Genomic DNA, 18,324 nt, shown 5'->3' with positions numbered 1-18,324 from the left:
AGTTCGGAAGGTTTCCCATGGCTGAGAACCCCGATGCGATCGTCACCGACCCCAAGACGGAGGGCGGCTCGGGTGGCTGCCCGGTCGCACACGGGCGCGCGCTGCACCCCACCCAGGGCGGCGGCAACCGCCAGTGGTGGCCGGAGCGGCTCAACCTGAAGGTCCTCGCGAAGAACCCGCCCGTGGCGAACCCGCTGGGCGAGGACTTCGACTACGCGGAGGCCTTCCAGAGCCTCGACCTCCCGGCCGTGAAACGGGACATCGCCGAGGTGCTCACCACCTCCCAGGACTGGTGGCCCGCCGACTTCGGCCACTACGGCCCGCTGATCGTCCGCATGGCCTGGCACAGCGCTGGCACCTACCGGATCAGCGACGGCCGCGGTGGCGCCGGGGCCGGCCAGCAGCGCTTCGCCCCGCTGAACAGCTGGCCGGACAACGCCAACCTCGACAAGGCCCGCCGCCTGCTGTGGCCGGTCAAGAAGAAGTACGGCCAGAGCCTGTCCTGGGCCGACCTCATGATCCTCGCCGGCAACGTCGCCCTGGAGACCATGGGCTTCAAGACCTTCGGCTTCGCCGGCGGCCGCGAGGACGTCTGGGAGCCGGAGGAGGACGTCTACTGGGGCCCCGAGACCACCTGGCTCGACGACCAGCGCTACACCGGCGACCGCGAGCTGGAGAACCCGCTCGGCGCCGTCCAGATGGGCCTGATCTACGTCAACCCCGAGGGCCCGAACGGCAACCCGGACCCGCTGGCCGCGGCCCGCGACATCCGTGAGACCTTCCGCCGCATGGCGATGAACGACGAGGAGACCGTCGCCCTCATCGCCGGCGGCCACACCTTCGGCAAGACCCACGGCGCCGGCCCCGCCGACCACGTCGGCGCCGACCCCGAGGCCGCCTCCATGGAGGAGCAGGGCCTCGGCTGGAAGAACACCTACGGCACCGGCAAGGGCGCCGACACCATCACCTCCGGTCTGGAGGTGACCTGGACCAGCACGCCCACCCAGTGGAGCAACGGCTTCTTCAAGAACCTCTTCGAGTTCGAGTACGAGCTGACCGAGTCCCCGGCCGGCGCCAAGCAGTGGGTCGCCAAGGACGCCCCGGAGATCATCCCGGACGCCCACGACCCGGCGAAGAAGCACCGCCCGACGATGCTCACCACCGACCTGGCGCTGCGCTTCGACCCGGTCTACGAGCAGATCTCGCGCCGCTTCTACGAGAACCCGGACCAGTTCGCCGACGCCTTCGCCCGCGCCTGGTACAAGCTGACCCACCGCGACATGGGCCCGAAGTCGCTCTACCTCGGCCCCGAGGTCCCGGAGGAGACCCTGCTGTGGCAGGACCCGCTGCCGGAGCGCGAGGGCGAGCTCATCGACGCCGCCGACATCGCGGCGCTCAAGGCCAAGCTGCTCGACTCGGGCCTGACCGTCTCCCAGCTCGTCACCACCGCGTGGGCGTCCGCCTCCACCTTCCGCGGCAGCGACAAGCGCGGCGGCGCCAACGGCGCCCGCATCCGCCTGGAGCCGCAGCGCAACTGGGAGGTCAACGACCCCGACCAGCTCGCGGTCGTCCTGCGCACCCTGGAGAGCATCCAGCAGGAGTGGAACACCGGCGCCCGCAAGGTCTCCCTCGCCGACCTGATCGTCCTCGGCGGCTGCGCCGCGATCGAGAAGGCCGCCAAGGACGCCGGGTTCGACATCGAGGTGCCCTTCACCCCGGGCCGCGTCGACGCCACCGAGGAGCACACCGACGTCGAGTCCTTCGCCGCGCTGGAGCCCACCGCCGACGGCTTCCGCAACTACCTGGGCAAGGGCAACCGCCTCCCGGCCGAGTACCTGCTGCTCGACAAGGCGAACCTGCTCACCCTGAGCGCCCCCGAGATGACCGTCCTCGTCGGTGGTCTGCGCGTGCTCGGCGCCAACCACCAGCAGTCGCAGCTCGGCGTCCTCACCAAGACCCCCGGCGCGCTGACCAACGACTTCTTCGTCAACCTGCTCGACCTGGGCACGACGTGGAAGTCGACCTCCGAGGACCAGACCACCTTCGAGGGCCGCGACGCCGCCACCGGCGAGCTGAAGTGGGCCGGCAGCCGCGCCGACCTGGTCTTCGGCTCGAACTCCGAGCTGCGTGCCCTCGCCGAGGTCTACGCGAGCGACGACGCGAAGGAGAAGTTCGTGAACGACTTCGTCACCGCGTGGGTCAAGGTCATGGAGCTCGACCGCTTCGACCTGGTCTGACCTCCGTCCGACCTACCTGACCGACCGCTCATCACATCCGGGCCGGCCCGTCACGGGCCGGCCCGGACCTGTGTCCCGCCGCACGGGTGACCCGTCACACACGGTGGGTCCACCCGGGCCGCTCATCCGCTTTTCCGGCGGTCCGGCCGTCGTCGGCGCATGGTCCGGCGGGCTTCGGGTACGCGAGGAACACCGTGCCCCGAACCGATCCCGGGCCGGGCACGTCGTACGACCGCAGCCACCTGGGGACCCACCATGGACACACCCGCCGAGAACGGCACCAATCCCGCGCAGCGGGCGCTCGACGCCCTCGCCCGGGACACCGAGGACACCACCGCGCTGGACACGCTCGCTCACAGCAACGTGCTGGTCCCCGTCCCCGACGACGTCTCGGAGGAGGACGCGACCGACCCCAACGCCGTGGCGCTGCCCGTTCTGGAACAGCCGGACGGCGTGCCGGTGGTGCCCGTGTTCACCTCCGAGCTGGAGATGGCCGGGCTGCTGCCGTACGTCTCCCGCTACCGTCTCGTCCCGCTGGGCGCGCTGGCCGCGCAGTGGCCGTCGGACGACCTGTCCCTCACCATCGACGCCAGCTCCGCGCACGGCCTGACGCTGACCTCGGACGGCGTGCGCACCCTGCTGGCCCGCCCCTGACGGCGGCGGCCGGAATCACGGGGTCAGCGACATCCCCTCCGGCACGTCGATGCCGAAGTCCACGTCCAGCACGTGGCGCACCTCGCCCTCGCCGGCCAGCTCCCGCTTGCGGACCGTGCCGTCGGTACGGGTCTCGGTGAGGAGGCCGTCCTCCAGGAGGAGATGCCCGTCGGGCGTGACCCGCTGGACGTACAGCCGCCGGGTGAACGGCGACCGCGGGCTCGTCCCCACGAACCAGTTGAACATCTCGTAGTCGGAGGGCTCGAACGGTTCCACGGTGAACGCGTACTGCGCCACCCACACCGCGTCGGTCCGGTCGTACGCCTCCAGCGTCCACAGGTCCAGCGGCCCGCCCCGCGACGCCCGCACGAGCCGGTGGCGGCGGTGCCCCGCGCCGTGGAACTCGGTCCCGGCGATCAGCGGCACCGGCTCCAGCAGCGCCCCGATCGCACCGAACCCCACGTCGGTGAGGTACGGCCGCGGATCGTCGGCCGCCGTGACGAGCAGGGCCATGTGGGAGCGGGGGCGGCTCTCGGCACGGTCTGCGCCGATGACGACGCGCGCGGCGAGCATGGTGACCCGGAAGCCGAGCGCTTCCAGCGCGTGAGAGAACAGCAGGTTGTGCTCGTAGCAGTAACCGCCCCGCCGGCCGTGCACCAGCTTCGCCATGAGGTCACCCGGGTCGAGGGAGGGCGCCCTGCTGTGCAGCGCCTCCAGGTTCTCGAAGGGAATCGACCGGGAGTGGGCCAGGTGCAGCCCCCGCAGCGTCGCCACGTCGGCGCTGCGGGGGCCGTCCCAGCCGATCCTGCGGAGGTAGGCGTCAAGATCGAACGGAGTCGTTTCGGACATGCCCCTCACCCTAGGCGGGGGGCGCGTCCGCGTCGGCGGACCCGGGTCGGGACCGCACTCGGGCGTTGGTCCTAGGCCGGATCCGCCGGGTGGCCGGGGCGGCCCCGGTCAGCCGCCGCAGGCGGTACGGATCTTGTAGAACGTGGACAGATACTTGGCGTGGTAGTCCGCGCTGGTGATCCGGACCATGGCCTCGTCGGCCGAGCGCAGCGAGGACCCGGTCAGGTTGGCGCTGCCGGTGTAGACCCGCGGCGTGATGTCACCGTTGTAGTCGCCGTCGATGAGCATCTGCTTGTTGTGCGGGCGTACGTCGATCCCGGTCCCGTTGGGGATCGTGCACGCCCGGTGCTGGATGCCCGCGGCGTCGAGCTTCGCGATCACCTTCGACTGCGCGGAGGCGTAGACGATGTCGATCCAGCAGCCCTGGGCACGCAGCGCGGCGAGCTTGTCGGCCACCTGGATCCTCGAGTCGTTGAAGAACGTGGTGACGATGCGGACGTCGGTCTGGTGGCGCTTGCCGTCGGTGCCCGTGTACGAGCAGGCGACCTCGTCGAGGACGTTGACGACGGTGTCGGAGGCCGGGTTGTCGTACGACGTGTCGCCGCGCGGGAAGAAGTAGCCGCGGTAGGTGGAGCCGGTCGGCGTGGAGAAGTAGACGTTGTTGTTGCCGGCCTGGAGGGTGCGTCCGTGCCGCTGCTTCTCGTGGTAGGAGGCGTAACCGTCGTACACGGGGCCGTCGCTGAAGGTGACGGCGTCGTTGAAGGACTCCTTCTTGTACCAGTCCGTCAGGTTGGAGGACGTCTGGAAGACGACCTTGCTGTAGCTGGTGCCGTCCGCGAAGGGGCCGATCCTGGAGAACAGGAAGAACTTGTTGTGGTTGTAGGCGGGTCCGGGCGGGGCAACGCCGAGGCAGCCGCGCTTGACGTCGTCCCTGCCGTCGGGGCTCTCGAACCTGTCGTCACAGACGACGATCCAGGACCGGGCGGTGTCGTTGGTGCCGAGCCCGCTCCTGAGCGACTGGTAGGCCGGGTTCTGGAACTCCGCGCCCGTGTCGCCGTTGACATAGGTGGAGTCGTCGACGATGAGTTTGACGTCGACGCCGCGCTGGTGCGCCCGCAGCAGGGCGTCGGCCACCTCCTGGTCGCCGAACTCGAACATCGAGCCGCGGATCTGCTGCCCGGACGGGGTCGCGTCGATCAGTCGCACCAGCTGCGTGAAGACGGCCTCGCGCTGGTCCTCGGTGCCGAACGGGTCGTTGAACACAGGCCCGTTGACGACCGGTTTGGTGAGTGCGGCGGCCTGGGGTGCGCCGCCGAGGACGAGGACGCCCGCCAGCGTGAGGACGCCGACGAGGGCCGTGAGGGCTCTGCTGAAGGCGGCGCGCGGGTGTGCGCTGCCGCGTCTGCGTGGCGTGCGTATGCCGGACATGGGTCAACCCCCGTCTTTAGTACGGCTGTTCCGTAGTAGCGGCTGTTCCGTCGGCATGCTCACCCGCCGCCCCGCGCCGTGTCATGCGCGCTCAGCGCCGAGCCGTGTGCACCGGACGCCACCGCGCCCGCTACTTGACGCAAAGGTCCCTGTCCTCGGTGGATCTTCGTCCCGCACACTCCCCAGCGACCGAGCGGTACGCGGTGACGAACGACGAGTGCCGGGGGGACTCATGATGAGAACCGTGCTGGACACGACGGGCCTGCCGTCGAAGGAGAGGACATCCGCCTGGGAGGAGACGGCGGCGCTGGCGCTGGTGACGCAGCGCTTCAGATTCCCGGACCCGGAGCGCTTCGGCGCGCTCATCCGCGCCATGGAGCTGGGAGCGGCCCAGCTCTCCACGATCGCCTACGCGCCCCTCGTCTCGTACCGCTCCGCACGCCTCATCCGGCAGTCGGACCCCGAGTTCTACCAGCTCGCCCTGATCACCTCCGGGCGGCAGGGCGTGGAACAGGGCGGCCACGAAACGCTGCTGGGCCCCGGCGAGATGGTCCTGTACGACAGCTCCCAGCCGTTCCAGGGGCGCGTCGAGACCGGAGAGCAGCGGTCCGGCTGTGTGCTGCTCCAGTTCCCCCGGCGGCTCATGCCCCTCCCGGACCGGGTGGTCAGGCCGGTGTGCGGGACGGCCCTGAAGCCGACGGCGGGCATGGGCCTGGTGTTCCGTCAGATGCTCACCACGCTGGCCGACTCTGACACCGAACTGACGGGCAGCGACCAGGCCCGGCTCGGCACGACCGTCGTCGACCTCGCGGCGGCGGTGGTCGCCGGTCACGTCGAGCAGGCGTCGGCGCTGCCGCCGGAGTCCCGGATGTCGGCGCTCTACCACGCGATGGTGGGCTTCATCGTCCGGAACCTGCCCGATCCCCACCTGGGGCCGGCCGCCGTGGCCGAGGCCCACAGCGTGTCCCTGCGCACCGTGCACCGTGTCTTCCAGGCGCACGAGACCACCGTGGGCGACGTCATCCGGCGCGAACGGATGTCCCGCTGCCGACGCGACCTCGCGGACCCCCGCGACGCGAGCCCCGTCCGGGCCATCGGCGCCCGCTGGGGCTACCCCCGGCCCTCCGAGTTCACCCGCGCCTTCCGCGCGGCCACCGGCATGACGCCGACGGAGTTCCGCGCCGTGGCGCGGAATCGTTTCTGACGCGGTGAGCGGCGGACAGCGGTCACGGCACTGCGGGGGCCACGGCTGGTGTGGACCCGGGATTCAACCGGGAACCCGGGGGCACGTTGAGGTCCACGACGACTGGGGGAGGCTGATGGCCTTCGCCGCCGCAAAAAGCCGGTGGGGCATGCACGGAACGACTCACCGCAGCGTGATGACGGAACGAGGCGCCTGCCAGGCACCGGCGTGGCAGGCGCCCTGATGCGGACTGGTCACGAGGAGCAAACGCGTCATCCCTCCGCAATCCACCTGATATCCGTGTGTGTTGGCGGCCATCCGGGGCATTCGGCTCAGTGCACCGGCGTGAGGTGACGGCGGTCGGCACACGTTGACGAGAGGCGGATGCACATGCGGTTCAGGGGGACGAAGGCCGGCGCGATCGTGATCGCCGCGGTGACGGGGAGCGTTGTCCTGTCAGGTTGTGGTGGCGGCAGCGACGCGGAGACCAAGGGGGACGGCAGGCCGCCGAGTGCGAGCAGAGGCGCCGGTGCCCAGGAGGAAGGCACGAGGGAGGTGCGTGCGGCCTACGACAAGACGGCCGAAGCCGGGTCCGCGCGGATGACGATCAGGATGAAGCTCTCCGCGGACGGCAAGACGGTCACATCCGACGGCGAGGGCGTCATCGATCTGGCCGAGGGCGACAGCGTCATGACCGTCGGCGTGCAGGACAAGACGCTCGAGCAACGCGTCGTCGACCAGGTCCTCTACCAGAAGGCTTCCGGCCAGAAGGCGCCGGACGGCAAGCCCTGGATCAAGATCGACCTGGAGAAGGTCGCCGCCCGGCAGGGTCTGAACAACCAGCAGATCGGCGACCCGGCCCAGACCGCCGCCTACGCCAAGGCGATCACCGACGAGGACGTCACCAAGGCCGGCACCGAGAAGATCGGCGGAACCAGCACCACGCACTACAAGGTCTCCGTGGACGTCTCCAAGCTGCCGGGCGGTGAGCAGATGAGCAAGCGGCTCGGCCCGACGCTGCCGATGCAGGTCTGGCTCGACGACGAGGGCCGGCTGCGCCGTCAGCAGGTCGACATGACCGTCGAGGCCCCGGCCTCCGCCTCGGCCACGCCGGACAACGGTGCGGCGCCCCAGCAGCTCAAGATGAGCACGGTGATGGAGTTCTCGGACTTCGGCACCGATGCCGACGCGGAGGCCCCGCCGGCCGGACAGGTGGCCGACATGACCGACGAGGCCCTACGGGGCGCCCAGCAGCAGAGCTGAGCCGCCAGGCCGGTCGCGCCGGCTGTCTGCTGCGTCCACACCGCGGGGCGGGGAGTCGCCGGCGCGGGCGGGAAGGCCAGGAGGAGTTGTGGTGGATGATTCGTCCCTGCGGGCAGTGGGCTGGGCACGCTCGCTGCCCTTGAGTACCGGCCCGAAGGCGGCACGCGACTGGACCCGCGAACATCTGGAGTCCCTAGGCTGGACGCGCAGTCACCCGCGGACCGTGGATGACGTGCTGCTGACCGTCTCCGAACTCGTCACCAACGCCCACATCCACGCCCATTCCACCGCCCGGCTCGTGATGACCTGGGACGGCCAGTGCCTGCACATCACCGTGCACGACGACGACGCCGCCCTGCCCACACCGCGCGAGCCCAGCGAAGACCGCCCCGGCGGGCGGGGGATGTTTCTCGTCGACGCCCTGGCAGACGAATGGGAAGCCCGTCCCTGCCCCCATGGCAAGTCGGTCACCGCCTGCTTCCGTCCGTCAGCCACGTGAAGAACCCCAGCCGACCGGCATGAAGAACCCCAGCCGACCCGCACGCTGACCGCGCGGGTGCGGGCGCGGCCTCCACCTCGACCCGCGCCGCGTCTCCGCGGAGCCTGACGGCCTCGTTGGCGGGTACGCGCTTTCAGGGCCGCCGGACCGGCACGCCGTGGCCGGGCCTGCCCGCACCGGAGCAGCGCACGCTGAGGCGCTTGCCGGAGTGAAACGGGTCTGTCATCGTCCCCGACGAGCACCGCACATGCGTCCGGGCCGGGCCGTCCCTGCCCCGGGGGGTACAGTCGGCTCGCCGCTCAGCCCGCGCCGGACCGGGCACCGCGGCCGGAAGGTTTCCTCACCGTGTTCCGGCCAGGGAATGCCATGACCAGCACACAGAAACCGCCCGAGGTGACCCCGCGGTCCCCCCACCCACCGGGGAAATCCACCGCCGATGACCGCGTCACGCGGATACGGCGTCGTCTGGAGCGGCTGATCGGGATCGCCGCGACCGAGGGCAATGCGCTGACCGTCCTGCGCAACGGGGACGAGATCTTCGCCGCGATGCTGGCCGCGATCCGGTCGGCCGAGCACACCGTCGACATGATGACTTTCGTCTACTGGAAGGGTGACATCGCCCGCGAGTTCGCCCAGGCCCTCGCCGACCGCGCCCGTGCCGGTCTCAGGGTGCGGCTGCTGCTGGACGGGTTCGGCAGCCGGCTGATCGAGACCGAGCAGCTTGAGACGATGCGCCGGGCGGGGGTGCAGGTGGCGTGGTTCCGCAAGCCGCGGCGTCTGTCCCCGCTGAAGCAGAACCACCGTTGCCACCGCAAGGTCCTCGTGGTCGACGAGGAGACGGCCTTCACCGGCGGTGTGGGGATAGCCGAGGAATGGTGCGGCAACGCTCGCAACCCGCACGAATGGCGCGACACCCATGTCGAGGTCCGCGGGCCGGCGGTGGACGGCATCGCCGCGGCGTTCGCGCAGAACTGGGCCGAGTGCCACGACGAGCTCTTCGACGAGCGGGACCGGTTCATCGAACACCGCCCGCAGGGCGACGCGATCGTGCAGGTGGTGCGCGGCTCGGCCAGTCTCGGCTGGCAGGACATGCAGACCCTCATACGCGTGATACTGGAGTCGGCCGAGGTGCGCTTCCGCCTGGCCACCGCCTATTTCTCCCCGGACGCCTACTTCATCGAGCTGCTCTGTGCCGCCGCGCGACGCGGGGTCGACGTGGAGATCGTGCTTCCTGGGCCGCACACCGACAAGCGGGTCTGCCGGCTCGCCGGGCAGCACTTCTACGAGGACCTCACCGCGTGCGGGGTGAAGATCTACCAGTATCAGCCGACGATGATGCACGCCAAGGTCATCACCGTCGACCATGTCGCCGCGCTGATCGGTTCGACCAATTTCAACCGCCGCTCCCTCGAGCACGACGAGGAGGTCATGCTCGCCGTCCTGGACCCGGCTTTCACCGCCACCCTGGACGAGCACTTCGACGATGACGTGGCGGCCAGCGAACTGATCCGGGCGGGCCGGTGGAGGAAACGCTCCCTCCTTCAGCGGGCCCGCGAAGTGACCGTCCAGCCCGTCCGCCACTTCCTGTGACCACCCGCAGCCTCCAGCCGTCCCACGGCACGCGACGGCCCGCGGTGCGGCGGTGAGTTGGTTCACCGCGCCGGCAGGGGCCGGGCGGCGGCGGGCCGGGGCCGGTTGGCGGCGGGCCGCGACCGGGGCGGGTGCCGTGGACGCCGAACGCGCCGCCGGCTGGATCGCCGAGCAGCGCGTTCGTGCCGGTCAGGACCGGCTGTTCGTGGCCGTGCCGGTGTGCGTCGCGGTGGGGGAGGCCTGACGGACCGGCCGGTGGGTCACGTCGACTCCCGCTTCACGAGCTCCGTCGGCAGGATCACCGCCGCCGGGTCCTCGCCTCCCATCTGGGCGAGCAGGACCCGCACCATCTCGGCGCTGATCCGGTCCCACGGCTGCCGTATGGTCGTCAGCTCCGGGCTCGCGGCCACGGCGGCGGGGGAGTCGTCGAAGCCGCCGACGGCCACGTCCTGCGGCACCCGGCGCCCGGCCCGCTGGAGCGCGGTGAGCACGCCCTGGGCCATCAGGTCGGAGGCGACGAACACCGCGTCCATGTCGGGCGCCTGGGCGAGCAGCCGCTCGGCGCCCTCCTCGCCGCTGGCCCGGCTGTAGTCGCCGGAGACGATCAGGGCGTCGTCGACGGGCAGGCCCGCCTCGGCCAGCACCTCCTCGTACCCGGCCAGCCGCTCCACGCCGCCGGGTGTGTCCAGCGGGCCGGTCACCATGCCCACCCGGCGCCGGCCGAGGGACAGCAGGTGGCGCACCATGTCCCGGGCGCCGTCCCGGTCGTCGGCGGCGACATAACTGACCTTGGAGCCAAGCCCGATCGGCTTGCCGCAGGCCACGAGCGGCACCCCCGCCTCGCGCAGCTCCTGGGCGATCGGGTCGCCGGAGTGGCTGGAGACCAGGAGGACCCCGTCGACGTGCCCGGCGGTGATGTACCGCGTGAGGCGCCGCCGCTCGTCCTCGGTGCCCGCCAGCATCAGCAGCAGCGGGATGTCGTGCGCGGCCAGCGCCTGGGTGCAGCCGCGCAGCAGGACGTTGAAGTTGGGGTCCTCGAAGAACCGCTCCTGAGGCTCCGTCAGCAGGAAGCCGACGGAGTCGGAGCGGCCGGTGATCAGGGAGCGCGCGTGCCGGTTCACGACGTACCCCGTCTTGCGGATCGCGGCGTTGACCGCCTCCTGCGCCGCCGGGCTGACGTAGTGACCGCCGTTGAGCACGCGCGAGACGGTGCCGCGCGAGACGCCCGCCTCGCGCGCCACGTCGTGAATCGTCGGCGGCTTGCGCCGACCCCCCGAATGGCTCATGGTCATGACTTTACGGCCCCGGACAGCAGATCGAGGCTCCAGAACCGCTGGATGACCAGGAACAGCGCCACCAGCGGGAACACCGCGAGGAACGCGCCGGTGATCACCAGGGTGTAGAGCGCGGGCGTGTTCGCGCCCTGCTCCAGGAGCGTGTGCAGGCCGAGCGTGATCGGGAACTTCTCGTCGTCGCTGAGCATGATGTACGGCAGCAGGAAGTTGTTCCAGATCGCCACGAACTGGAACAGGAAGACCGTCACCAGGCCGGGCACCATCATCGGCAGCGCGATCCGGGTGAAGATCCGCCACTCGCTCGCGCCGTCCATCCGGCCCGCCTCCACCACATCGCCGGGCACCGCGGCGGCGGCGTAGATCCGGGCGAGGTAGACGCCGTACGGCGAGAGGATCTGCGGCAGCAGCACGGACAGGTAGGAGTCCGTCAGGTCGGCCTTCGCCAGCAGCAGGTACTGCGGGATCGCCAGGATCACCGGAGGCATCAGCACACCCGCGAGCAGCACGTTGAACATCGCCTCGCGCCCGCGGAAGCGGTACGTCGCCAGCGCGTAGCCCGCGAAGGACGACACGGCCGTGGACAGCAGCGCGCCGAGGACGGCGTACAGGGCGGAGTTGCCCATCCACTGCCAGTACACGCCGTCGCGGTAGGCGCTGAGGTCCGAGAGGTTCTCGGTGAAGCCGGTGCCCGGCAGGAAGGTGAAGGTGGAGAACAGCTCGCTGCCGGACTTCGTGGAGGCGATCACCACCCAGGCCACGGGCAGCAGGCAGTAGACCGCGCCGAGCAGCAGCGTCACGGTCGGGATCAGCGCGATCCGGCGGCGCGGCGGCGGCCCCTGGGCGGTGCCGGGGGTGGTGCCCTCCCCCACTCTCGAATTCGCTCGAGCGGGAGGACCCCCATCGGCCTCGCTCTTGCGGATGGCCAGCGTGCTCATCGTGCCGCCTCCTGCCTCTGACGTCGGTTCGCGGCCCGCAGGAAGCCGAAGGACAGCAGCAGCGTGGCCAGCGCGATGATCGTGGCCTGGGCGGCCGCCGCGTGGATGTCACCCTTGCCGAAGGCGTCCTGGTACACCTTCATCAGCGGACTCCACGTCGTGGACACGGAGTTGGTGAGGGGCTTCAGGGTGGTCGGCTCGCTGAACACCTGGAGCGTCGCGATGATCGAGAAGAAGAAGGTCAGCACCAGCGAGGGCGCCACCATAGGGATCTTGATCCGCAGCGCGATCTGCAGCGGGGTGGCGCCGTCCAGCTTCGCCGCCTCGTACACCTCGGCCGGGATCGACCGGAGCGAGGTGTAGATGACGATCATGTTGAAGCCGGTGCCGCCCCAGACCGCGATGTTCGACAGGGCGAGGTACAGCGGACCGCCGTCCAGCAGATCCGGCTGCGGCAGGCCCAGCCTGTCGAGCACGAAGTAGAAGGGGCTGACGTCCGGCAGGTACAGGAAGCCCCACAGCAGCGCCGCGACCACGCCGGGGATGGCGTACGGCAGGAAGATCGCGAGCCGGGTGAAGGGGGCGAGCCGCACCTTCTCGGAGTCGAGCATCAGCGCGAACAGCAGCGCCAGGCCCAGCATCACCGGCACGACGATGCAGCCGTAGCCGATCACGCGCAGCGCGCCGCCGAGCAGCTCGCTGTCGGTCAGGGCGGCGGTGTAGTTCTCCAGGCCCGCCCAGACCTCGCGGCGGGCGCCGGAGCCGAGGCCGAGGCCCGAGACCTTCACCTTGCGGAAGCTGAGCCAGACCGCGTAGCCGATGGGCAGGGCGAAGAACAGGGCGAACAGGATCGTCGCCGGGAGGAGAAAAAAGTAGGGCGCGCTTCGCGCTCGTTTGAGGGTGGTGGTGGGAGACGGGTGGGCGTACGGGGCCCCCTTGACCCCGTACGACCTCCGGCGTGTCGTGCTGGTCACTCCGCGACCTCGAAGCCCTGCTTCTTCATGTCGGCGACGGTGACGTCCTGCATGGTCTCCAGGGCGGCGGTGAAGTCCGACTTGTTCTTGGCGGCGGCGCCGAAGGCGTCCTTGAAGGCCGTGTAGGCGACGTTCACGTTCGGGCCCCACGTGGCCGGCGCGGTGGTCTGCGCGATCTCCGCGGCCTTGGTGTAGAAGTCGGCCTGGTTGGAGAAGTACTCCGGCGACTTGGTGAACGCCCCGCTGAGCTGGGCGGCGCTGGAGGCCGGGTAGATGCCGCTCTCCTTGGCGAGCGCGTTCAGCGCCTCGCCGTCGGTGTTCAGCCACGCGGCGAACTCGGCGGCGGCCTCCTTGTGCTCGGAGTCCGTGGTGACGGCGGTGGAGGAGCCGCCCCAACTGCCGGTGACGTTCTCGCTCGCGGACCACTGGGGGAGCGGGGCCATGGCCCACTTGCCCTTGGTGTCGGGCGCGGCGGTGGTCAGCGTGCCCGGCGCCCACACGGCGCTGACCCAGGCGATCTGCTTGCCGGTGTTGAGCGCCTTGTTCCAGGCCGGGGTGTACATCGGCTGGTTGTCGATGGCGCCCTCCTTGACGAGACCGCCCCAGAACTCGGCGACCTTGCGGGTGGCGGCGTCGTCGATGCCGACCTTCCACTGCTCGCCCTCGGTGGTCCACCACTTCGCGCCGGCCTGCTGGGCGAGGCCGGCGAAGAGGCCGGAGTCGTTGGCGGAGAAGGTGGTGAGGTCGATGTCCGGGGCCTTCTTCTTCAGCTCCCGGGCGGTCTCGGCGAACTGGTCCCAGGTGGTGGGGACCTTCAGGCCGTACTTCTCGAACAGGTCCTCGCGGTAGTAGAACATCATCGGCCCGATGTCCTGCGGCACCGCGTAGACCGCGTCCGTGCCCAGGGTGGTCTGCTGCCAGACGCCCTCGGCGAACTTCTTCTCCGCGTCGCCGACCTCGCCCGATATGTCGGCGAGCGCGTCATTGCTGACCAGGGTGGGCAGTGCCTGGTACTCGGCCTGCACCAGGTCGGGCGCCTTGCCCGCCTTGTGCGCGGTGAGGATCTTGGTGACCAGCGTGTCCCCGGAGGCCTGCTTCTTCACCGTGACGGTGATCTGCTGCTCCTTGCCCGGGCCCTTGTTCCACAGGTCGACGACCTTGTCCATGCCGGGCGTCCAGGTCCAGTACGTGAGCGAGACGGGCCCCGACTGGGCCTCGCTGTCGCCCTCCTCCGAGCCGCACGCGGCGAGGGCGGTGGTGCCGAGCGTGACGGCGACGGCGGTGGCCACGAGGCGAGAGCGCTTCGTGTTCGGCATGGATATCTCCCCTGACCTGGGTCCCCGCCTGTCGCGAGGACCTGCCATGCTTCTGTGAGCGTTCACAGTAGAGAAACATCCCGGACACTTGTCAATGGTTGTTGCTGTGCGGTTATGTTGGGCTCGCACCGCAACCGCTGTGTGTGCACGTTCCCAAATGATCGATTAACCGGGAGACATCCATGCCGGAGACCACCCCCAGGGGCCTCACCAGGCTCGCCTTCGGTGGGGACTACAACCCCGAGCAGTGGCCGGAAAGCGTCTGGCAGGAGGACGTCCGGCTGATGCGGGAGGCCGGCGTCTCCATGGTGAGCGTCGGGATCTTCTCCTGGGCGCTGCTGGAGCCCGCCCGCGGGGAGTACGACTTCGGCTGGCTCGACCGGCTGCTGGACCTGCTGCACGAGAACGGCGTCCGCGTCGACCTCGGCACCCCCACCGTGGTGCCCCCGGTCTGGTTCTACCGGGAGCACCCCGAGGCGCTGCCGGTCACCGCCGACGGCACCCGCTACGAGTTCGGCTCCCGCGGCGCGATCTGCCACAGCAACCCGCACTACCGGGCCGCCGCCGCGAACATCACCACCAAGCTCGCCGAGCGCTACGGCGACCACCCCGCGCTCGCCATGTGGCACGTGCACAACGAGTACGGCGTCCCCGTCTCCGCCTGCTACTGCGACTCCTGCGCGGCCCACTTCCGCCGCTGGCTGGCGGACACGTACGGCACGGTCGAGGCGGTCAACGAGGCCTGGGGGACCGCCTTCTGGGGCCAGCACTACACCGACCTGGAGCAGATCAACCCGCCGCGCGTGACCCCCACGGTCGGCAATCCGGCGCAGGCCCTGGACTACAAGCGGTTCGCCGACGCCACCCTCCGCGAGAACTTCCGCACGGAGCGGGACATCCTGCACCGCCTCTCGCCCGGCGTGCCGGTCACCACCAACTTCATGACCGCGCTCAGCCAGTGCGACTCCATCGACTACTGGGCCTGGGGCCGCGAGGTCGACCTCGTCACCAACGACCACTACCTGATCACCGACGGCCGCCGCACCCACGTCAACCTCGCCATGGCCGCCGACCTCACCCGCTCCGTCGCCGGCGGCGCGCCCTGGCTGCTCCTCGAGCACTCCACCTCGGGCGTCAACTGGCAGGCCCGCAACCCCGCCAAGGCGCCCGGGCAGATGGCCCGCAACTCGCTCGCCCATGTGGCGCGCGGCTCCGAGGGCGCCATGTTCTTCCAGTGGCGGCAGTCCCGGCGCGGCGCCGAGAAGTTCCACTCGGCGATGGTCCCGCACGGCGGCACCGACACCCGTGTCTGGCGTGAGGTCGTCCGACTGGGCGCCGACCTGGGCCTGTTGAACGAGATCCGCGGCACCCGCACCCGCGCGGACGTGGCGGTGCTCTGGGACTGGCACTCCTGGTGGGCGCAGGAACTCGACTGGCGGCCCAGCGAGGACCACGACGCCCGCGAACGCGCGGACGCCTTCTACGAGGCGCTCTACGACCGCCACCTCACCGTCGACTTCGCGCACCCGGAGGCCGACCTCTCGGCCTACCCACTGGTCGTCGTGCCCGCGCTGTACCTGATGACCGAGGCGGCGGGGCGCAACCTCAAGACGTACGTAGAGAACGGCGGCACCCTGCTCGTCTCGTACTTCTCCGGCATCGTCGACGAGAACGACGCCATCCACGAGGGCGCCTACCCGGGCGCGCTGCGGGACGTCCTCGGCCTGACGGTCGAGGAGTTCTCCCCACTGCTGAAGGGCGAGACGGTGCGCGTCACCGGCCCCGACGGCACCGAGCTGGGCGCGGACGTGTGGACGGAGTTCGTGGTGCCGCGCGGCGCGGAGACCGTGTGGACGTACGCCGACGGCCTCACCGCGGGCCGCCCCGCCGTCACCCGGCACCGCCTCGGCGAGGGCACCGCCTGGTACGTCTCCACCCGCCTCGGAGTGGAGGGCCTGGACACGGTCCTCGCCCGCGCCGCCGAGGACGCGCGCCTCGCACCGCGCACCGACCTGCCCCGCGACGTCGAAGTGGTCGTACGCACCGGAGAGCCGGGCACCTACCTGTTCGCCCTCAACCACACCACCGCCGACACCAAGGTGCCCCTGGAGACGCCCGGCACGGAACTCCTGACGGGCGAACGCGCCGCGGGTCACCTGGAGTTGCCCGCGGGGGCCGTCCGGGTCGTCCGACTGGACGGCTGAGCCGGCACCAGCGTCGAACGGCCCCCGGGCCATCCCGACTCCCCTCCACCCGTGCGAGCCGCGCGAGCCGCGGGTGGAGGGGCTGCCTCCGCCATCCCCGGGCGCCTGCCGCCCGGGGCGGGGGAGGTCCCCATCCCCCTTACGTCGAAGGGACGACGGACGACGATGTTCCATCCCAGACGCACCCTCAGGGCCCTGCTGCTGCCGCTCGCCGCGGGGCTCGCCCTCACCGCGCTCCCGGCGCAGACCGCCCAGGCGGCGAGCACCCTCACCAACGGCGGGTTCGAGACCGACGGCACCGGAACCGGCACGCCCGGCGGCTGGTCCGAGTACGGCTCGACCGCGGCCTCCTTCACCGAGGCGGGCGGCCACAGCGGCAGCCACCGGCTGAGCCACTGGGCGTCCACCGCCTACAAGGTGGAGACGTACCAGTACCTCTCGGGCCTGACCAACGGCAAGTACAAGCTGACCGCGTGGGTCCGCTCCGGCGGCGGTCAGAACGCGGCGTACATAGCCCTCAAGAACTGCGGCGGCGCCGAACAGCGCACCGACCTCCCGGTCTCCGCCAGTGGCTGGCTCCGGATCGTCGTGCCGGTGAACGTCACCACCAACCAGTGCACGATCAGCATCAACAGCGACGCCAACGCGGGCAACTGGATCAACGTCGACGACCTGACCTTCACCTCGGGCACGTCCGGCACCACCATCCACGGCGCCGACGTCTCCTCCATCGCCAAGAGCGAGGCGCTGGGCGGGGTCTACCGCACCGGCTCCGGCACCACCGCCGACCCGCTCGCCATCATGAAGTCCGCGGGCATGAACTACGCCCGGCTGAAGGTCTGGGTGAACCCGGCCGACGGCTACAACAACAAGACCCGGGTGCTCGCCCTCGCCAAGCGCGTCAAGGCGCAGGGCATGAAGCTGCTCGTCGACTTCCACTACTCGGACACCTGGGCCGACCCCGGCGCCCAGTCCAAGCCGGCCGCCTGGGCGGGCCACTCCTACAGCCAGCTCAAGACGGACGTCTACAACCACACGTACGACGTGCTGAACGCGCTGAAGGCCCAGGGCACCACCGCCGACATGGTCCAGGTCGGCAACGAGATCAACGGCGGCATGCTGTGGAACGAGGGCTCGACCGACAACTGGCCGCAGCTCGCCGGACTGCTCAACTCCGGCTACGACGCGGTCAAGGCGGTCAGCTCCTCCACGACCGTCGCCCTGCACCTCGCCAAGGGCGGTGACCTGACCGGCACCCGCTGGTGGTTCGACTCGGCCGTCGCGAACGGAGTGAAGTTCGACGCCATCGGCCTGTCGTACTACGGCTACTGGCACGGCTCGCTGTACGACTTCCAGACCACCCTGGACGACGCCGCCGCCCGCTACGGCAAGCCGGTCTTCGTCGCCGAGACGGCCTACCCGTTCCGCCTCGACAGCGAGGACGCGCACGAGAACATCATCGACCTCCCCGAGGAACTGGTCGCCGGCTACCCCGCCACCACCGCCGGGCAGACCAGGTGGATGAACGACATCGCGAGCATCGTCGAGGCCGTCCCGAACGGCCGCGGGCTCGGCGTCTTCTACTGGGAGGCCACCTGGACCGCCGTGAACGGCAACGGCTGGGACCCCACCGACCCGTCCTCCGGCAACGGCTGGGAGAACCAGGCCCTCTTCGGCTACGACGACCGGGCCCTCCCGGCGATGGCGTGGTTCGGCCACCGCTGACCCCGCCGGCCGGCCGTCGCAGACCCGCTTCGGCCACAGGCACCCACGGGCCCGGGGGGGGGGGGGCCGGGGGGGGCCCCCCCCCCGGGGGGGCCCCCCGGGGGGGGCCCCCCCCCCGGCGGGGTAAACGGGGCGCACGGCGCCCCAGTTGAGCCGGCCCGGGGTGGGATCT

Annotated in this window: 14 protein-coding genes; 8 read left to right on the top strand and 6 right to left on the bottom strand. The window is 70.6% G+C overall.

Annotation, left to right across the window (positions count from 1 at the left end; translation table 11 throughout):
• The first annotated feature begins 17 nt into the window (after positions 1–17).
• Both katG and ACIG0D_RS26785 read left to right on the top strand, forming a co-directional pair.
• Positions 18–2,237 carry a catalase/peroxidase HPI gene (gene katG / locus ACIG0D_RS26790; RefSeq protein WP_399805671.1) on the top strand — a complete coding sequence of 740 codons (2,220 nt, stop codon included), beginning with the start codon at positions 18–20 and terminating at the stop codon, positions 2,235–2,237.
• Between the two features lie 255 nt (positions 2,238–2,492).
• Positions 2,493–2,891 carry an SseB family protein gene (locus ACIG0D_RS26785; protein WP_399805669.1) on the top strand — a complete coding sequence of 133 codons (399 nt, stop codon included), beginning with the start codon at positions 2,493–2,495 and terminating at the stop codon, positions 2,889–2,891.
• A gap of 15 nt (positions 2,892–2,906) precedes the next feature.
• Here the strand turns inward: ACIG0D_RS26785 and ACIG0D_RS26780 are convergent, their stop codons facing one another.
• Positions 2,907–3,740: an arylamine N-acetyltransferase gene (locus tag ACIG0D_RS26780; protein ID WP_399805667.1), complete on the bottom strand. Its 834-nt coding sequence runs from the start codon at positions 3,738–3,740 to the stop codon at positions 2,907–2,909.
• A 108-nt stretch (positions 3,741–3,848) separates the two neighbouring features.
• Positions 3,849–5,168: a phosphatidylserine/phosphatidylglycerophosphate/cardiolipin synthase family protein gene (locus ACIG0D_RS26775; protein ID WP_399805665.1), complete on the bottom strand. Its 1,320-nt coding sequence runs from the start codon at positions 5,166–5,168 to the stop codon at positions 3,849–3,851.
• 235 nt (positions 5,169–5,403) lie between these two features.
• On the opposite strand from ACIG0D_RS26775, the gene ACIG0D_RS26770 reads away from it, so the two are divergent.
• The 4 genes from ACIG0D_RS26770 (at position 5,404) to ACIG0D_RS26755 (ending at position 9,703) form a co-directional block, all read left to right on the top strand.
• Positions 5,404–6,372: a helix-turn-helix domain-containing protein gene (locus ACIG0D_RS26770; RefSeq protein ID WP_399805717.1), complete on the top strand. Its 969-nt coding sequence runs from the start codon at positions 5,404–5,406 to the stop codon at positions 6,370–6,372.
• A 534-nt stretch (positions 6,373–6,906) separates the two neighbouring features.
• The gene (locus ACIG0D_RS26765; RefSeq protein WP_399805663.1) at positions 6,907–7,614 is read left to right on the top strand and encodes a hypothetical protein; all 708 of its coding nucleotides are present in this window, start codon (positions 6,907–6,909) and stop codon (positions 7,612–7,614) included.
• A 91-nt stretch (positions 7,615–7,705) separates the two neighbouring features.
• Positions 7,706–8,113, top strand: a complete 408-nt coding sequence (locus ACIG0D_RS26760) for an ATP-binding protein (protein ID WP_399805661.1) — start codon at positions 7,706–7,708, stop codon at positions 8,111–8,113.
• Positions 8,114–8,479: 366 nt separating this feature from the next.
• On the top strand, positions 8,480–9,703 hold the full coding sequence (locus ACIG0D_RS26755) for a phosphatidylserine/phosphatidylglycerophosphate/cardiolipin synthase family protein (protein ID WP_399805659.1): 1,224 nt from the start codon (positions 8,480–8,482) through the stop codon (positions 9,701–9,703).
• A gap of 260 nt (positions 9,704–9,963) precedes the next feature.
• Here the strand turns inward: ACIG0D_RS26755 and ACIG0D_RS26750 are convergent, their stop codons facing one another.
• From ACIG0D_RS26750 to ACIG0D_RS26735, 4 genes are read right to left on the bottom strand one after another with little or no spacing between them, the layout of a single operon-like run.
• Positions 9,964–10,995, bottom strand: a complete 1,032-nt coding sequence (locus ACIG0D_RS26750; RefSeq protein WP_399805657.1) for a LacI family DNA-binding transcriptional regulator — start codon at positions 10,993–10,995, stop codon at positions 9,964–9,966.
• Positions 10,992–11,933 (bottom strand): carbohydrate ABC transporter permease, encoded by a 942-nt coding sequence (locus ACIG0D_RS26745; protein WP_399805655.1) that lies wholly within the window; start codon positions 11,931–11,933, stop codon positions 10,992–10,994. Before ACIG0D_RS26745 ends, ACIG0D_RS26750 begins: the two co-directional genes overlap by 4 nt.
• Positions 11,930–12,907 carry a carbohydrate ABC transporter permease gene (locus ACIG0D_RS26740; RefSeq protein ID WP_399805653.1) on the bottom strand — a complete coding sequence of 326 codons (978 nt, stop codon included), beginning with the start codon at positions 12,905–12,907 and terminating at the stop codon, positions 11,930–11,932. The genes ACIG0D_RS26745 and ACIG0D_RS26740 overlap by 4 nt, the downstream gene beginning before the upstream one ends.
• Complete coding sequence (locus ACIG0D_RS26735; RefSeq protein ID WP_399805651.1) at positions 12,904–14,223, bottom strand: ABC transporter substrate-binding protein; 1,320 nt, start codon at positions 14,221–14,223, stop codon at positions 12,904–12,906. Before ACIG0D_RS26735 ends, ACIG0D_RS26740 begins: the two co-directional genes overlap by 4 nt.
• A gap of 182 nt (positions 14,224–14,405) precedes the next feature.
• Between ACIG0D_RS26735 and ACIG0D_RS26730 the strand changes: the two genes are divergently transcribed.
• Positions 14,406–16,427, top strand: coding sequence for a beta-galactosidase (locus ACIG0D_RS26730; protein ID WP_399805649.1), 2,022 nt, complete (start codon positions 14,406–14,408; stop codon positions 16,425–16,427).
• 165 nt (positions 16,428–16,592) lie between these two features.
• Positions 16,593–18,152: an arabinogalactan endo-beta-1,4-galactanase gene (locus ACIG0D_RS26725; RefSeq protein ID WP_399805647.1), complete on the top strand. Its 1,560-nt coding sequence runs from the start codon at positions 16,593–16,595 to the stop codon at positions 18,150–18,152.
• Positions 18,153–18,324: the final 172 nt, after the last annotated feature.

Source organism: Streptomyces sp. NPDC052773 (genome assembly GCF_044547145.1).
Lineage (GTDB): Bacteria > Actinomycetota > Actinomycetes > Streptomycetales > Streptomycetaceae > Streptomyces.
This window is presented reverse-complemented; position numbering and strand designations above follow the sequence as displayed.

Excerpts from the sequence above, each read along its gene's own strand:
- katG (WP_399805671.1), top strand. The coding sequence starts at position 18 with ATGGCTGAGAACCCCGATGCGATCGTCACCGACCCCAAGACGGAGGGC.
- ACIG0D_RS26785 (WP_399805669.1), top strand. The coding sequence starts at position 2,493 with ATGGACACACCCGCCGAGAACGGCACCAATCCCGCGCAGCGGGCGCTC.
- ACIG0D_RS26780 (WP_399805667.1), bottom strand. The coding sequence starts at position 3,740 with ATGTCCGAAACGACTCCGTTCGATCTTGACGCCTACCTCCGCAGGATC.
- ACIG0D_RS26775 (WP_399805665.1), bottom strand. The coding sequence starts at position 5,168 with ATGTCCGGCATACGCACGCCACGCAGACGCGGCAGCGCACACCCGCGC.
- ACIG0D_RS26770 (WP_399805717.1), top strand. The coding sequence starts at position 5,404 with ATGAGAACCGTGCTGGACACGACGGGCCTGCCGTCGAAGGAGAGGACA.
- ACIG0D_RS26755 (WP_399805659.1), top strand. The coding sequence starts at position 8,480 with ATGACCAGCACACAGAAACCGCCCGAGGTGACCCCGCGGTCCCCCCAC.
- ACIG0D_RS26750 (WP_399805657.1), bottom strand. The coding sequence starts at position 10,995 with ATGACCATGAGCCATTCGGGGGGTCGGCGCAAGCCGCCGACGATTCAC.
- ACIG0D_RS26745 (WP_399805655.1), bottom strand. The coding sequence starts at position 11,933 with ATGAGCACGCTGGCCATCCGCAAGAGCGAGGCCGATGGGGGTCCTCCC.
- ACIG0D_RS26735 (WP_399805651.1), bottom strand. The coding sequence starts at position 14,223 with ATGCCGAACACGAAGCGCTCTCGCCTCGTGGCCACCGCCGTCGCCGTC.
- ACIG0D_RS26730 (WP_399805649.1), top strand. The coding sequence starts at position 14,406 with ATGCCGGAGACCACCCCCAGGGGCCTCACCAGGCTCGCCTTCGGTGGG.
- ACIG0D_RS26725 (WP_399805647.1), top strand. The coding sequence starts at position 16,593 with ATGTTCCATCCCAGACGCACCCTCAGGGCCCTGCTGCTGCCGCTCGCC.